At 42.6% G+C, this 15,587-nt stretch carries 12 protein-coding genes; 4 read left to right on the top strand and 8 right to left on the bottom strand.

Annotation, left to right across the window (positions count from 1 at the left end; translation table 11 throughout):
- Nucleotides 1–91: 91 nt before the first annotated feature.
- Nucleotides 92–1,102, bottom strand: coding sequence for a methyltransferase domain-containing protein (locus tag AC5JQI_RS06745; RefSeq protein ID WP_493914145.1), 1,011 nt, complete (start codon nucleotides 1,100–1,102; stop codon nucleotides 92–94).
- A 94-nt stretch (nucleotides 1,103–1,196) separates the two neighbouring features.
- Nucleotides 1,197–2,201 carry a permease gene (locus tag AC5JQI_RS06740; protein ID WP_493914144.1) on the bottom strand — a complete coding sequence of 335 codons (1,005 nt, stop codon included), beginning with the start codon at nucleotides 2,199–2,201 and terminating at the stop codon, nucleotides 1,197–1,199.
- Between the two features lie 121 nt (nucleotides 2,202–2,322).
- Between AC5JQI_RS06740 and AC5JQI_RS06735 the strand changes: the two genes are divergently transcribed.
- The gene (locus AC5JQI_RS06735; protein WP_493914143.1) at nucleotides 2,323–2,655 is read left to right on the top strand and encodes an ArsR/SmtB family transcription factor; all 333 of its coding nucleotides are present in this window, start codon (nucleotides 2,323–2,325) and stop codon (nucleotides 2,653–2,655) included.
- Nucleotides 2,656–2,835: 180 nt separating this feature from the next.
- Here the strand turns inward: AC5JQI_RS06735 and yiaY are convergent, their stop codons facing one another.
- Nucleotides 2,836–3,987, bottom strand: coding sequence for an L-threonine dehydrogenase (yiaY, locus tag AC5JQI_RS06730; protein ID WP_493914142.1), 1,152 nt, complete (start codon nucleotides 3,985–3,987; stop codon nucleotides 2,836–2,838).
- 167 nt (nucleotides 3,988–4,154) lie between these two features.
- Here yiaY and AC5JQI_RS06725 point away from each other — a divergent pair, with 167 nt between their 5' ends.
- The gene (locus tag AC5JQI_RS06725; RefSeq protein WP_272902956.1) at nucleotides 4,155–4,649 is read left to right on the top strand and encodes a YbaK/prolyl-tRNA synthetase associated domain-containing protein; all 495 of its coding nucleotides are present in this window, start codon (nucleotides 4,155–4,157) and stop codon (nucleotides 4,647–4,649) included.
- Between the two features lie 318 nt (nucleotides 4,650–4,967).
- Here AC5JQI_RS06725 and gnd read toward each other — a convergent pair whose 3' ends face one another.
- Nucleotides 4,968–6,374, bottom strand: a complete 1,407-nt coding sequence (gnd, locus tag AC5JQI_RS06720) for an NADP-dependent phosphogluconate dehydrogenase (RefSeq protein WP_493914141.1) — start codon at nucleotides 6,372–6,374, stop codon at nucleotides 4,968–4,970.
- A 314-nt stretch (nucleotides 6,375–6,688) separates the two neighbouring features.
- Here gnd and AC5JQI_RS06715 point away from each other — a divergent pair, with 314 nt between their 5' ends.
- Nucleotides 6,689–8,263 carry a TerC family protein gene (locus AC5JQI_RS06715; RefSeq protein ID WP_237385310.1) on the top strand — a complete coding sequence of 525 codons (1,575 nt, stop codon included), beginning with the start codon at nucleotides 6,689–6,691 and terminating at the stop codon, nucleotides 8,261–8,263.
- Nucleotides 8,264–8,527: 264 nt separating this feature from the next.
- Here the strand turns inward: AC5JQI_RS06715 and asmA are convergent, their stop codons facing one another.
- From asmA to apbC, 4 genes are all read right to left on the bottom strand, one after another.
- Entirely contained in the window at nucleotides 8,528–10,396 is a 1,869-nt protein-coding gene (asmA, locus tag AC5JQI_RS06710; RefSeq protein ID WP_493914140.1) for an outer membrane assembly protein AsmA, read from the bottom strand.
- A 76-nt stretch (nucleotides 10,397–10,472) separates the two neighbouring features.
- Nucleotides 10,473–11,054 (bottom strand): dCTP deaminase, encoded by a 582-nt coding sequence (gene dcd / locus AC5JQI_RS06705; RefSeq protein WP_273575044.1) that lies wholly within the window; start codon nucleotides 11,052–11,054, stop codon nucleotides 10,473–10,475.
- 46 nt (nucleotides 11,055–11,100) lie between these two features.
- Nucleotides 11,101–11,742, bottom strand: a complete 642-nt coding sequence (udk, locus tag AC5JQI_RS06700; protein WP_237385313.1) for a uridine kinase — start codon at nucleotides 11,740–11,742, stop codon at nucleotides 11,101–11,103.
- A 415-nt stretch (nucleotides 11,743–12,157) separates the two neighbouring features.
- Complete coding sequence (gene apbC, locus AC5JQI_RS06695) at nucleotides 12,158–13,270, bottom strand: iron-sulfur cluster carrier protein ApbC (RefSeq protein WP_493914139.1); 1,113 nt, start codon at nucleotides 13,268–13,270, stop codon at nucleotides 12,158–12,160.
- Between the two features lie 227 nt (nucleotides 13,271–13,497).
- On the opposite strand from apbC, the gene metG reads away from it, so the two are divergent.
- Nucleotides 13,498–15,525, top strand: coding sequence for a methionine--tRNA ligase (gene metG, locus AC5JQI_RS06690; protein WP_493914138.1), 2,028 nt, complete (start codon nucleotides 13,498–13,500; stop codon nucleotides 15,523–15,525).
- Nucleotides 15,526–15,587: the final 62 nt, after the last annotated feature.

Here is a 15,587-nt window from a genome sequence, read left to right as displayed (position 1 = left end):
TGATTTTGTCAGTGCTTAGCAACTACAGCCACTCGGTGCACACATGGGAACCTCACTTGATGCTGAAAAATTGTTCAAAGCGGTTCCACAATTAAAAAACCCATAATGTGGTGCGTCCTTCACCAATCACACTAAACAAGCTGTAATATCGGCTTTTACAAATGATATCTGCTGTATTTCGACATATCGGCACCGCTTTACCTGTCTCAAATACATGTTCTTGATCAAGCATAAAGCGAATGGAAGCACCGGGAAGATTACCTTTGTATATAGCAACTTGACCGTAATCCTCACAACTATCCTCTAGATCAATCTTGAATAATCTGAGAGTCATTGAATACAGTTTTGCACCCCCAAACTTTTCTTCAATGGGCTTGTTGTTGATGGTTTTTAAATGACTTGAAACAACCCGTATATCCCGAAAGCCTGCATCACGAGCGACTTTCACGAAATCGCCATAATACAACACATCGCCAATACATTCTCCAATCAACAATGGATCATGTTTTAACTCCGATGAGAGCCTGCGATCGGAAAAAATATCAGCAAAATAAATTTCGCCGCCAGATTTAAGTAACTGAAACATCCCCTGAAGCACATTAAATTTTGCAGCGGCCAGATTAATGACACAATTGGAAACTATGATATCGACACTATTCGACGGTAAATTGAGTTGATCCAAGGACTCAATATTACCGTGTATAAAATGTACATTACTTTCGTTGTAACCATAGGCATCCCGATGATATTCAATGTGACTCTTGGCAAATTCAATTTGTTCAAGTGTAGTATCGATGCCAATAACATGCCCTTCTTGCCCTACCAACTTAGATAAAATGAAGCAGTCCCGCCCACTACCACAGCCTAAATCCAACACAGTTAAACCAGTCAGTAAAGGAGGAAAAGGAGTACCACAGCCATAAAATCTCTTCTGCACATCTGGGTGAACTGCCTTTAATATGTCTTTTATCTCATCGGAAGGTGATTCATCGACAGTGCAAACATTAGTTACCAAATCTTCCTTACTTGAAAGAGTTGTACCATAGTAACGCTGTACATTTTCAACTCGCTGAGATAATTCTTGTTCTTTGGTTTTCATCATTCCATTCCTCTAATAAAATCCAACTTCAGGCCAGATATGACTCTAGTGGCCTCTCGGCTCAATATGTTCATTTGCTTGTCATCTAAGGGAATATTCAGAAAAACAGGAAAGTCGTGTAACCTGCGATCGTTGCCATAGCAAAGATAACAGCGACAAAGGCGGCCAAGAGCTTAAATGTAAATAGGGAGCGTAATAAAATTAACTCAGTCAGGCTGGCACCGGCACCACCAATAATTAACGCCAGAACTGTTCCGGCACCGACTCCTTTCGCCATCAGAGCTGCTGAAAGGGGTATCAAAGCTTCGGCACGAATATATAGCGGTACGCCAATGACAGCAGCAACGGGGATAGCAAAAGGATTATCTGAGCCAGCATATTGTTCTAGCAGGCTGGTCGGTATATAACCATAGATAACACTGCCGATTGCAATACCGATAAATAAATATGGTAGTACCCCCTTAAAATCTGACCAAACTTCCTGCCATAAACCGCTGTATTTACTTTTTTGGCGATCAGTTTTAACAATTTGGCTATCACAGCAACTTGTCGATTGTGTAGTGGTTTGAGTAACAGGACAACAGGAAGTCGCTATTGATGCACAACTATTTGATATTGTGGATTTAATGCCACAATTACTTCCAGAATCACCGCCACCAGACACCACTTCACGGCGTATATAACGTTCAAATCCCAATACTTGTAGCAACCACCCAGCTCCAAGTGAGACTAGAAGTGCAGATAGTACGTAAATAGCTGTTAACGTCAGACCAAAAGTAGCAACAAACAGTACAACAATGATGGGATTCAACAAAGGGGAGGAAAATAAAAATACCATCATTGGGCCAAAACCAGCTTTGGCACGAATTAACCCTTTCAACATAGGAATAGTCGAACAACTACAGAAAGGAGTAATAGATCCGAGAGCTGCAGCCAAAAAATATCCTCTTTTCCGGTTAGCGCTCAGTAAGGCTTCCACCTTGGATGGAGGTATATGTCGCTGGAGAAGACCTATCAATAAACTCACACCAATGAATAAGGCTGATAATTCTATGGCAAGGAAGACAAACATGTTTAGGGTTTCTTGCAATTGAGAAGACATTCTAATTCTCCAAATATCTATATTTCTAGTAATATGGAATTATCGGTGGATGATAGATTGCCATTGCAATCACTGTCAAGTATATTTCTAGAAACATAGAAATTTTTGTTTAGAGACCCGAATGAAACACGAAGAAGTCGCACAAAGCCTGGCTGAACTAGGGAACACGCACCGATTAGCCATATTTCGATATTTAGTTAAAGCCGGCCATCAAGGAGTCTCTGTCGGGAAGATCCAGAAAGCCTTAGAGATTCCAGCTTCAACTCTGTCACATCATCTCGCTCGTCTGGTGAAGGTCGGACTGATCCGTCAAGAGAAGCACAGTCGTACTATTGTATGCATACCTGAATATCAGCATTTGGAAAACCTGATCAGCTTTTTGCAAGAAGAATGTTGTGTAGGGATTTCAGTTGAACGCCTCACTGCGGAATCATGTAAATTACGTGAAATATAGTGCGTGATAGCGGAAGATAATATTTCCATCAAGTGTACAGAGTAAATCCATAGTAGCTCTGACAAGAAGAACATATATGTGTAGTGCATCTGTACACTTTTGGAAATACGTACTACCAGAAAAAACCATTGTAACCAGTGTTATTTGAATACTCAGTGATTAAAACCATTGCTCAGTAAGTTACATTGCAGCCTTAAAGATAGCTACAATTTCTTCATGTGAAGCCTGAACCGGATTAGTGAAACCACAGGCATCTTTCAAAGCATTAGTCGCCAATGTTGGCAAGTCTTCTTCTTTTACATTCAATTCAGACAAACCTGCTGGAATATTAACGTCTGCGGCCAATTTACTGATGGTCTGGATACAAACTTCAGCACTTTGCCCATCATTCAGACCTGCGACTTCAGCCCCCATCGCTACCGCAATCTCTTTCAGGCGAGCCGTAGACACTTTGGCATTAAATCTTTGTACATGTGGCAGTAAAACCGCATTACAGACGCCATGTGGTAAATCGTAAAATCCGCCTAACTGATGTGCCATCGCATGAACGTATCCCAAGGATGCATTATTGAACGCCATTCCAGCTAAGAACTGGGCATAAGCCATATTTTCCCGTGCTTCCATATCATTGCCATCTTCAACGGCACGGCGCAAATAGTGACTAATCATTGTCACCGCTTTCAACGCACAGGCATCAGTGATAGGATTTGCCGCCGTAGAAACATAAGCTTCAATAGCATGAGTCAGTGCATCCATTCCCGTTGCTGCTGTCAACCCTTTTGGCATTCCCGCCATTAAAGCAGAATCATTGACTGACAAAATAGGTGTAACATTTTTATCCACTATCGCCATTTTGATATGACGTTCAATATCTGTAATGATACAAAAACGTGTCATCTCAGACGCTGTACCTGCGGTAGTATTAATAGCAATCAGAGGCAACTGTGGTTTTGCTGAACGATCAACCCCTTCATAGTCACGAATATCCCCACCGTTGGTAGCTACCAATGCGATACCCTTTGCACAATCATGCGATGAACCACCCCCTAAAGAGATTACACAATCAGTGTTACTCTGACGTAGGATTTTCAATCCTTCCTCAACATTAATGGTGGTTGGATTTGGATTCGTTCCATCATAAATCGCACTTTTTATCCCTGCATCCGCCAGTAAAGTCTGAACCTTTTCAACAACACCAATCTCGTTCAGCACGCGGTCAGTGATAATTAAAGCCTGTCTGTAGCCATAATTTTTTATTAACTCGACGGCTTCAGTCATACACCCCGTACCAATTTTATTCACTGGCGGGATAAAGAAAGTGGATGCTGCCATTTGGAACTCCTTAGATTTTACTGAAGTATTTCAAATCTAGATGTAAGAGAATTGAATTACAATGTGACACTTATTTATTTCAGTCATTTTGACCAGAATCAATAATTGCCTATGTAAGAGCAAAAAATGGCATTTACTTTTACTTTTGGTTTATGTTGGAGAAAATTTTGCTAAAAAATAACATATTCGAGCGTCTTACTGCCCTGCTAGATACACATAATGCCCGCTATCGCGTTATAGAGCACTCTACTGGTGGCCGTTCAGAAGAGGTAGCAAAAATACGGGGGACTCACATAGGGCAAGGAGCGAAAGGTTTAGTCTGCCATGTCAAAGGACATGGCTACCGACAGTATGTTCTCGCTGTCTTGCCTGCTGACCAGCAAGCCGATCTTGCAATGCTTGCCAAGCAAGTCGGAGGAAACCGGGCATCGCTGGCAAGCCCGAAAGAAGTTTCTGAACTGACATACTGTGTTTTCGGAGCTATTCCTCCGTTCAGTTTCCATCCAGATTTGCAGCTGATTGCCGAACCATACTTATTTGAACGTTATGATGAACTGGCATTTAATGCTGGCAGTCTGGAACGCTCTATCATTTTGAATACAGAAGACTATCGCCGTATCGCTATGCCTGAATTAGTTGCTTTTCGGAAAAGAGCCGATTGAAGCTAACACAAAGAAAATACGTAATTAATTAAGGTTAACTTAAATAAAGTTTACATTTTGCTATAATTTAACCAGATGAAAATAGGCGAATTATTATATGAATAATATTTTTGTTCTGGTAATATTCGGTCTTGCTACTCTCAGTATCGCTGTTCTTCTTTACAGTTATGATGCAGACCTAGAGCACTGGCTAGAAATGTGTGCACAGAAATTAATCAAGTGGACACCTTCAAATTAGCACTTTTATCTAACAATAAGGTGCTGAAAAATCAGCACCTTATTTTTAATCATTCAATGTTAAATTAAAACACCTAATGATTAATCCAACCATTCAGTGTGGAAGACGCCTTCTTTATCAGTACGTTTGTAAGTATGCGCACCAAAGTAATCGCGCTGTGCCTGAATCAAATTGGCAGGCAATACGGCTGAACGATAACTGTCATAATAAGAAATAGCAGCAGAGAATGTTGGAGTTGGAATCCCATTCTGCACGCCATAAGAAACAACATCACGCAAAGCTTGCTGATATTCATCTGCAATTTGTTTAAAGTAAGGGGCTAACAGCAAGTTAGCGATAGCTGGGGTTTCATTATATGCATCTGTGATTTTTTGCAAGAATTGCGCACGAATGATACAACCCGCGCGGAAGATCTTAGCAATTTCACCGTAGTTCAGATCCCAGTTATATTCATCCGATGCTGCTTTTAACTGCTGGAAACCTTGTGCGTAAGAAACAATCTTACCCAGGTACAGGGCACGACGAACTTTCTCGATAAATTCTGCTTTATCACCATTAAATGGCTGGGCTTCCGGGCCTGACAGAATTTTAGATGCAGCCACGCGCTGATCTTTCAGCGAAGAAATATAACGTGCAAATACGGATTCGGTGATCAATGTCACAGGAACGCCCAGATCCAAAGAGCTTTGACTAGTCCATTTACCCGTACCTTTATTGGCAGCTTCATCCAGAATCACGTCAACCAGATATTTACCTTCTTCATCTTGCTTACGGAAGATATCAGAAGTAATTTCAATCAGATAGCTACTCAGTTCACCCTGATTCCAGTCGCTGAATACTTCAGCCAGTTCCTGATTACTCAAGTTCAATGAATTTTTCAGCAGGGAATAGGCTTCCGCAATCAGTTGCATATCACCATACTCAATACCATTGTGAACCATTTTCACATAATGCCCTGCACCATCAGCCCCGATATAAGTAACACAAGGCTCACCATCAACCTGAGCAGCGATCTCTTTCAGAATTGGCGCTACCAGTTCATAAGCTTCTTTCTGGCCGCCAGGCATGATTGAAGGGCCTTTCAACGCACCTTCTTCACCACCGGAAACACCCGTACCGATAAAATTAAAGCCCTGAGCAGACAATTCACGATTACGACGGATAGTGTCTTGAAAATAGGTGTTGCCACCATCAATCAGAATGTCACCCTTATCCAAATGTGGCGTCAGTGATGCGATGGTTTTATCCGTAGCTTCACCTGCCTTAACCATCAACAGAATACGACGTGGCTTTTCCAGCGAATCGACAAACTCTTCAATGGAATAACGTGGAACTAATTTTTTCCCTGGATTTTCAGCAATAACTTCATCAGTTTTATCGCTGGAGCGGTTGAAAATAGATACAGAATAACCACGGCTTTCAATATTCAACGCCAGGTTACGCCCCATTACCGCCATACCGACAACACCGATCTGTTGTTTGGACATGAATAACTCCCGTCTAATAATGACTGCTGTCCACCCAAGATGCAGTACGTCACGCTATATTTCATATGTAACTTTGTGCCATATGTAACACATTCCGTATACAACAAAACAGAGTGGACAATTTGTTAATGAGGTCACATGTTAACTCAGGAATGGCTATAGAAGGTAGTTATTGATGCAATCGATACCGTCGTAACGTTCTTTCGCTGAAAAAATTTCCAACTGAGATAAATCATCTATTGATATTTTGAACTTCAATACGCATTATTCAATAGTCGGCAAAAGCCGTCATATTAAAAGGTAAAATAAATTGTATGGAATGGATCGCTGATCCTACGATATGGGCTGGTTTGGCCACACTTATCGTTTTAGAAATTGTTCTCGGAATTGACAACTTAATATTTATTGCCATTCTGGCAGACAAACTTCCTGAAAAACAGAGAGATAAAGCTCGCCTGACAGGGCTTTCCTGCGCTCTTATCATGAGGATATTGCTGTTATTCAGCCTGTCCTGGCTCATTTCCCTGACTAATCCATTGGCTACCCTGTGGGAGCACTCTTTCAGCGCCCGTGATTTAATTATGCTGATAGGGGGTATTTTCTTGCTGTTCAAGGCCACAATGGAGTTAAATGAACGGTTGGAAGGGAAAAACCTGCATACCAATCAACAACGCAAAGGAGCTAGCTTCTGGCCTGTTGTTGTGCAGATTATAGTCTTGGATGCTGTATTCTCTCTGGATTCCGTCATTACTGCCGTGGGTATGGTCGATCATATTGGTATCATGATTGCCGCTGTTATCATTGCCATGATCCTGATGATATGGGCCAGTAAGCCTCTGACGAGATTCGTCAATGCGCACCCCACGATCGTTATCCTATGTCTCAGCTTCTTACTGATGATAGGTTTCAGCTTGGTTGCAGAAGGCTTTGGTTATTATATTCCGAAAGGCTATCTTTATGCTGCCATCGGCTTCTCCATCATGATTGAAGCACTGAACCAATTCGCCCAGTTCAATCGCCGCAAGTTCTTGAGCGCTTCCCGCTCCCTGCGAGAAAGAACCGCAGAGGCCGTTCTGCACATTTTAAATGGCAAACGTGAAAACACGGCACTGGATAATCATACTTCCGATCTGATTGCTGATGATTCGGATAACAAAGAAGTCTTTGAACCTCAAGAGCGTCAGATGATCGCCCGCGTTCTCAGCATGGCACAACGTACCGTCAGTAGCATCATGACTTCACGCCATGATGTTATTTATCTCGATGTCCATGCTCCGGCCGAAAAACTGACCACGCTGCTGGAACAAAAACCCCATACACGAATTGTCGTCACTGATGAGCAAACCAGCGATGAACCTCTCGGCGTTGTGCATGTGATCGATATCCTTAATCAGCAACTGACCCATAATATGTTCGATTTACGGCAATTAGTGCAACAACCGCTGATTTTCCCGGAATCTCTCTCCTTGCTGCAAGCACTGGAGCAGTTCCGTCAAGCCCAAACACACTTTGCTTTTGTCGTTGATGAGTTTGGTTCTGTTGAAGGTGTAGTTACGGTAACCGACGTGATGGAAACAATTACTGGTAATTTGCCGGTAGGTAGCGGAGAGCTGGATGCCCGCCATGATATTCAAGTTATGGAAGAGGGATATTGGGTTGCCAACGGGTTTATGCCACTGGAAGATTTAGTTCTTTACGTACCATTACTATTGGACGGAAAACGCGAATACCAGACACTTGCAGGCCTGTTGATGGAACATCTGCAACATATTCCGCAACAAGGTGAGCAGCTACAGATTGGTGATTACCTGTTTGAACCACTGGAAATCACCAGCCATCGCATCAATAAAGTGAAGATCATCTCACTGAAAGTTGAAGCAGAAATATAATCCGTAGTTATAAAATTAATTATCTAATGAAAAACCGGCATAACGTCGGTTTTTTTATTCCCATAAATTTTATAAGATCAGTCACATAGCTAGCTATGCTCTTGGGGATTAATGAAAGGCTCCTGCCTTTCACCGGAGGTCAGCCTTTGGCTGGGCAAATTCGTTCCCGACGAATTTGTCATTCCCTTGCCGTCGCGCTGCATCTTGAAATCCATTGTGTATATAAAGGAATAGAAAAGTTAACCTTAAATACTATGATAAGAGCTATTTTTTATTCAGCAAATCCTTTAGCGTTTTATGATCCTCACTACTACTATGCCTTTCGAGCCAATCTTTGATTGATTTTTTGGCCTTTTGCTGTAATTCATCGCGCATTAAAGATTCTACATTCAGCGTATACTGCAAATTATCCCAGCTGCCATAAACTCTCAAAGGAATTTTTAATTGCGCCAACTGGCGTACAAATTCGTTCTGCTTGCCCCACCCGTTTGTTAATTGCACCAACAATGCCATATCGGCATTCTGCTTCAGTAAATTCGTTTTACCCTGCCCACGAATATTTAACATACCTGAAGTTGCGGCAAGCTCATCAATTTTAACTTCACCGCGATCCAATTTCGCTGTCACCGACATATTTCTCGCTTCAGTAAAACTATCTGTATTTGTCGGTTGGTCAACTCGATCTGTCACTCGTGAAAAAGATTGCTGAATAAGCTGAGGAATATTCAATCCTTCCAGACGCACATTTTTCAGCCCTAGATTCAAATCACCTTGCCAGTAATGGGAAATGGCGTATTCATCATAACCTTCACCAACCAAATCACCAGCTACATTAAGCTGACCACTGAATACCGTCGGCAGGGCCAATGTGGTTAACAAAGGTTGCAATTCAATTTTCTGCAAGCGTGGTTTTATGTGTAATTTTGCAGGTATTATCGTGGCATCAATTGTGCCCGGAAATGTAAAATGCCCACTAAACACATCTCCGTTTAATTTTTCAATTTCCGTCACACCATCATTATTTACAGCTTTCAGGTCAAAATTATCAATATCCATACCCTGATAAATGAATTTACCTACTGTAAACGAGATATTCGCATTAAATCCTTGCAAAAACGTAAGATCATAATTGGTTAAGGGCGATACTGATGTCGCAATTACCGGTTTTAATGAGTTATTTTCGATTCGGTAATCATGTTTTGCCTGTGGGCTGTTTTTAGGCAAGGTATCCCAGCCCATTAGATTATCCAGATTCAACTTCGAAGAGGCCAGATGAATGACATATTGCGGCTTATCTTTCAAGGCAGCAGTAATATTCCCTTTCAGGTCACTCTCTCCATTCACGGTTAACGCTATTTTTTGCAATGCAAGTGATTCGGATCGCGCCTGATATTTGGCTACAGCACTGCCTGCCCCTTTAATCCCTTCAGATGGCAGCCCGACACCCTGCAACTGGTATTCGAGGGAATTTATATCAGCCGATATCTGCTGCGGATAATCTGAAGTATTCACTGATGCATTAAGTGCAAATGCCAATTCTTGCTGGTTCTTGTTGATTCTACTGCTAACTACAAGACTAACGTGATCTTTATCATTGCGTGCCAGCAGTAAATTGATATCACGGACATTAAATTGAGAATGATCTTTGGTTTGCCAAATCAGTAAACTATCAACTACTTTGATTTTGGCAATATCCAGTTTCCAAGGCTGATCACTTGCAACCATGGGATAATGAATACCACTTTCGGGTGCAATGGGGGCTTCTGTCCGCTTCTGAGGTTGGCTATCCGGAGTAATTCGCAAGACAGCTCCTTTCAGCATCACTTCGTTAACAGAAAGTTGGTGAGATAACAGAGGTAATAATTCCACATCCAATCGCATGTTTTCTGCAATAATCGCAGGTTGTTTAGCATTCTGAGCAGTCAGTGATATCTGTCCGGTCAGAATGCTCAATTTTGGCCAAACATGCCAGCGCAGATCATCTTGCAGCACGAGATGGTAACCACTCTTTTTTTGTACCTGCTTAACTATATAGTCACGAAAATCATTCGGATTAACCAGCATGACCAGCGTAGTTAAACCAGCAACAATAACAACAAAAAAAATAACGAGTGTCGTCAATAATCTTTTCATGACTTCCCCAGTCTCATGTCCACAAGATGACTATTTTTCACCAAAAAGTGTCACCGGAAAGCTTTACCAGAAAAGATTAATCCTCGCTGATTCGGCTGCCTACAGCTCCTTGCTGATTTTTATATTTAGCATCCTGACGTCGGTTATAAGGCCTCTCAGCAGAACCTGACAGCGGTTCAAAACTTAATGCACCTATGACCATGCCGGGACGCAAAGCTAAAGGCAGTTTGCCTGAATTATAGAATTCCAGGACTATTTGCCCCTGCCAGCCCGGATCAATGCGGTGTGCCGTCACATGAACCATCAGGCCAAGACGCGCCAGAGACGAACGTCCATCCAGCCAGCCAACTAAGTTATCAGGCAATGTGACAGATTCCAGTGTCACCGCCAGAGCCAATTCACCCGGATGAAGGAAAAACGCTTCCCCAGCCGGCAAAGTGATTTCATCGCTCATGACACGGTCAAGCGCTGCATTGACTTCAGCCTTAGGACCACTCAGGTCGATATAGGCAGCAGTATGACCACGAAAAACACGAAACTGATTCCCAAGGCAGACATCAGCAGTTGCCCCATTAATGCGTTCGACAGGAGGGCGTGGGGTAATTACCAGTTTACCTTCATCTAGCCATTTAATAATGTCACGGTCACAGAGTCGCATTATGTCCTCTCAAATAAGATAATACTTATGAATACCAAACAGCATATTATTCGTAAAATTGGCCAATCTTGGCTTTTAAGATATCAATGGCTACGCGGTTCTTCCCTCCGCGAGGAACAATAATATCTGCATATTGTTTTGATGGCTCGATGAATTGCAGGAACATTGGGCGCACAGTTTTATTGTATTGCTCTATGACGGAATCCAGCGAACGTCCGCGTTCATTTACATCACGTTTGATACGGCGCATCAGGCAGATATCCAGTGGTGTATCGACAAAAATGGAAAAATCCAGCTCCTGGCGCAAGCGCTTATCCGTTAATAGTAGAATACCTTCAAGGATAATGACTCTTTTCGGTTCAAAATGGATGGATTCGGGTTTGCGGGTGTGTTCGGCATAGTCATATTGCGGCAATTCAATGGATTTTCCGGCTTTCAGTGCCTGAAGATGCTCGAACAATAAACTGTGATCCATTGAACTTGGATGATCGTAATTGACTTTATAACGCTCTTCCATTGGAGTATTGCTTTGATCTTTGTAATAACAATCTTCTGGAATAACGCCGATATTGTGATCACCTACCTGTGCACGTAATTCTCTATAAAGCGTGTTGGCAATAAGGCTTTTGCCTGAGGCAGAGGCACCTGAAATACCTACAATTGTACACTTATGTGCTTCATCAGCCATGATAGAAATAACCTGGTTAAAAAAGAAAAAATAAAGTGGGTACATGGGATTCGATACACCATGTTTGGCGGATTATAGGGAGTTAATGACTTCTATTCCAGAGTAAACAAGATAAGTCTCGTTTTTTTCAATACACTTCGCATAAAAATCCCGCAATTTCATGCTCTAAATAGAGAAAATTCTAAGAAGAGTTTTCAAATACGGCCACGAAAGCTATTTCTAAAATTGATCCCAAACTTGAAAGACGAAAGGTATAGAAAAGATGCAATTCCAGCGGCAGATCACCTTTGCTCCCCATAAATATTCAGGAATGCTAAATGAAATATGCTAATAATTTAAGGACTATTAATAAAACGCCGTTCTGTATAAATAAGAAACATTAACAAAACGGCGTTTATTCATGCAATTACTTAAATCAAACTGCACGGAAGGAAATTTCCGTCGGAATTTTTTCACCAGTCCAATACATCTGAGCAGAAATATTGGCTGCAATTTCACGGTAGATATCCGCAAATTCACTATCAGGCTGGCTGCTTACTGTCGGTTCACCACGATCAAGATCTTCACGCAGTGAGATATGCAGCGGGATCTGCCCCAATAATTGGCAATCATATTTTTCTGCCAATTTTTCTGCTCCTCCTGTACCGAAAATCGGCTCATGATGACCACAATTGCTGCAAATATGACTGCTCATATTCTCAATAATACCCAATACCTGTACATTGACTTTCTGGAACATAACGATGCCTTTCATCGCATCAATCAGGGCAATATCCTGTGGTGTTGTGACAACCAATGCCCCTGTTACCGGAATATTCTGGGACAGCGTTAACTGAATATCCCCAGTTCCAGGCGGCATATCAATCACCAGATAATCCAGATCAGGCCACAATGTATCCTGCAACATTTGCATCAAAGCCTTGCTCGCCATCGGGCCACGCCAGACCATTGCATTATCATCAGTAACGAGATAACCGATGGAGTTGGTTGCCATGCCGTGCACCATAATCGGTGCCATATGCTGACCATCAGGAGAGGTCGGCCGTTCTTTGGCTGTACCGAGCATATTGGGGATGGATGGCCCATAGATATCCGCATCCAGAATACCGACTTTCGCACCTTCCTGTGCCAGCGCCAGTGCCAAATTCACCGCCGTACTGGATTTCCCCACCCCCCCTTTTCCTGAACTCACCGCCACAATATTGCGCACACCATTAACGCCCGGCAAATTATTGGCACGGCGCAATGTATTGATATCGTGGGTCAGTCGCCAGTCAACGGATTTTGCTCCCGTCGCAGCTTGTAGAGATAACGTCGTTTCTTTCTTTAAAACTTCAAAGGCCCTTTTCCAGACAAACGGCATCATTAATTCAATATGCAGTGTTCCATCCAATATAGTGCAGTGATGCAATGCTTTCAGAGCAATCAAATCCCGCTCTAATGTTGGATGTTTGAATGTTGCCAGTATTTTCGCAACATGTTCTTTCAGCAGGTCAGGATTGGTCTGCTCGGGGGATTGTGAGTTCATCCCGGCTCCTTTTGATTTATCTTTTTTCAATCTATACCCAATGGATTTCAAAATGCAGCCTGAAAGACGGCGGGTATAAAACTGTTTGGTCATCATAACAGAAGCTAACGACTTCGGATAAGGCAACAAGTAAAAGTAACGAAGTTCTTGCGTTACCCTAGCGACAACGCTCCTTATCAGGTAACATCAAAAACCCTTTTCATTTTTACGGAAGTCAGATCCTAACTATGTCTCAAGTCGCGAACAAATTATTGGTGACCTGTGCGTTGCCTTATGCTAACGGTCCCATCCATCTCGGTCATATTCTGGAACATATTCAGGCTGATATTTGGGTTCGTTATCATCGAATGCGCGGCAAAGAGGTTCACTTTGTCTGTGCCGATGATGCCCACGGTACGCCAATCATGCTGAAAGCCCAGCAAACTGGTGTTTCACCAGAAGAGATGATTGCCAAGGTGAATCTAGAGCATCAGCAGGATTTTGCCGGCTTTGCTATCAGTTATGATAATTATCACTCTACACACAGCGAAGAGAACAAAGCGTTTGCATCACAAATCTATCTGGAACTGAAAAAGAACGGTTACATCAAGAACCGGACGATTTCTCAACTGTACGATCCAGAAAAAGGAATGTTCCTGCCAGACCGTTTCGTCAAAGGTTCCTGTCCAAAATGTAAGGCAGAAGACCAATATGGCGATAATTGTGAAGTCTGTGGAACCACTTATTCCCCAACCGAATTGATCAACCCGCGTTCTGTTGTTTCTGGGGCAACACCAGAAATGCGTAAGACAGAGCATTTCTTCTTCGATCTGCCTGCATTCAGCGACATGCTGCAAAAATGGACTCGTTCCGGCACGTTGCAGGAACAAGTAGCGAACAAAATGCAGGAATGGTTCGATTCAGGTCTGCAACAATGGGATATCACCCGTGATGCGCCGTATTTCGGTTTTGAGATCCCTGATCAACCAGGCAAATATTTCTATGTCTGGCTGGACGCTCCAATTGGTTATATGGGTTCATTCAAGAACCTGTGTGACAAGCGGAGTGACCTGAATTTCGATGAATTCTGGGAGAAAGATTCCAAGACTGATCTCTATCATTTCATCGGCAAAGACATTGTTTATTTCCACAGTCTGTTCTGGCCTGCAATGCTGGAAGGCAGCAACTACCGTAAACCAACCAATCTGTTTGTTCACGGTTATATCACCGTTAACGGCACCAAGATGTCTAAATCCCGTGGGACTTTTATCAAGGCCGAAACCTATTTAAAACACCTTGATGCAGACTGCCTACGTTACTATTACGCTGCTAAGCTTTCTTCCCGCATTGATGATATAGACCTGAATCTGGAAGATTTTGTTCAACGTGTAAACAGTGATGTCGTTAACAAAGTAGTGAATCTTGCCTCACGCAATGCGGGTTTCATTAATAAACGCTTTGGTGGCAAGCTGGCTGATCAACTCGCTGATCCTGAGTTGTACCAGAAGTTTGTTGATGCCGCACAGGTTATCGCAGAAGATTTCACTAATCGCGAATTTGGTAAGGCAATCCGTGAAATCATGGCACTGGCTGACCTCGCTAACCGCTATGTTGATGAACAAGCACCGTGGGTTGTAGCGAAACAAGAAGGCCGTGACGCCGATCTTCAGGCTATCTGTTCAATGGGAATTAACTTGTTCCGTGTGCTGATGACTTACCTGAAACCCGTCCTTCCGGGCTTGTCCGCACGTACAGAAGCATTCTTGAATACAGAACTGACTTGGGATGGTATCCGTCAACCTCTGCTGAACCATGACGTTTCCCCATTCAAAGCTCTTTTTAACCGCATTGAGATGGCTAAAATTGAAGCGATGGTTGCTGATTCAAAAGAGAACATCGAGCCTAAAAAAACGGTAACAGGCCCGCTGGCAGATGATCCGATTCAGGACACCATCACATTTGATGATTTTGCCAAGATTGACCTGCGGATCGCATTGATCAAACAGGCAGATTTTGTCGAAGGTTCAGACAAATTGCTGAAATTATCCCTTGATATCGGTGGCGAAACTCGTCAGGTTTTTTCTGGGATTCGTTCTGCTTATCCTGATCCGAAAACGTTAGAAAACCGTCTGACCGTGATGGTTGCCAACCTCGCACCACGCAAAATGCGCTTTGGCATTTCAGAAGGCATGGTAATGGCAGCAGGCTCCGGCGGAAAAGAAATTTTCCTGTTAAGCCCGGACAGCGGCGCACAACCAGGCATGCAGGTTAAATAATCGATATATTCTGACAGAATATTAATTATTACCAGACAACATTATTGTTGTAAAGATAGTAA

The sequence above is a fragment of the Xenorhabdus sp. XBWT genome, assembly GCF_059072735.1.
Note: the sequence above shows the minus strand (reverse complement) of the source record. Positions and strands in the feature narration are given on the sequence as shown.

Coding starts and splice junctions, on each gene's coding strand:
- AC5JQI_RS06740 (WP_493914144.1), bottom strand. CDS start 2,201: ATGTCTTCTCAATTGCAAGAAACCCTAAACATGTTTGTCTTCCTTGCC.
- gnd (WP_493914141.1), bottom strand. CDS start 6,374: ATGTCCAAACAACAGATCGGTGTTGTCGGTATGGCGGTAATGGGGCGT.
- asmA (WP_493914140.1), bottom strand. CDS start 10,396: ATGAAAAGATTATTGACGACACTCGTTATTTTTTTTGTTGTTATTGTT.
- dcd (WP_273575044.1), bottom strand. CDS start 11,054: ATGCGACTCTGTGACCGTGACATTATTAAATGGCTAGATGAAGGTAAA.
- udk (WP_237385313.1), bottom strand. CDS start 11,742: ATGGCTGATGAAGCACATAAGTGTACAATTGTAGGTATTTCAGGTGCC.
- AC5JQI_RS06745 (WP_493914145.1), bottom strand. CDS start 1,102: ATGATGAAAACCAAAGAACAAGAATTATCTCAGCGAGTTGAAAATGTA.
- yiaY (WP_493914142.1), bottom strand. CDS start 3,987: ATGGCAGCATCCACTTTCTTTATCCCGCCAGTGAATAAAATTGGTACG.
- apbC (WP_493914139.1), bottom strand. CDS start 13,270: ATGAACTCACAATCCCCCGAGCAGACCAATCCTGACCTGCTGAAAGAA.
- metG (WP_493914138.1), top strand. CDS start 13,498: ATGTCTCAAGTCGCGAACAAATTATTGGTGACCTGTGCGTTGCCTTAT.
- AC5JQI_RS06735 (WP_493914143.1), top strand. CDS start 2,323: ATGAAACACGAAGAAGTCGCACAAAGCCTGGCTGAACTAGGGAACACG.
- AC5JQI_RS06715 (WP_237385310.1), top strand. CDS start 6,689: ATGGAATGGATCGCTGATCCTACGATATGGGCTGGTTTGGCCACACTT.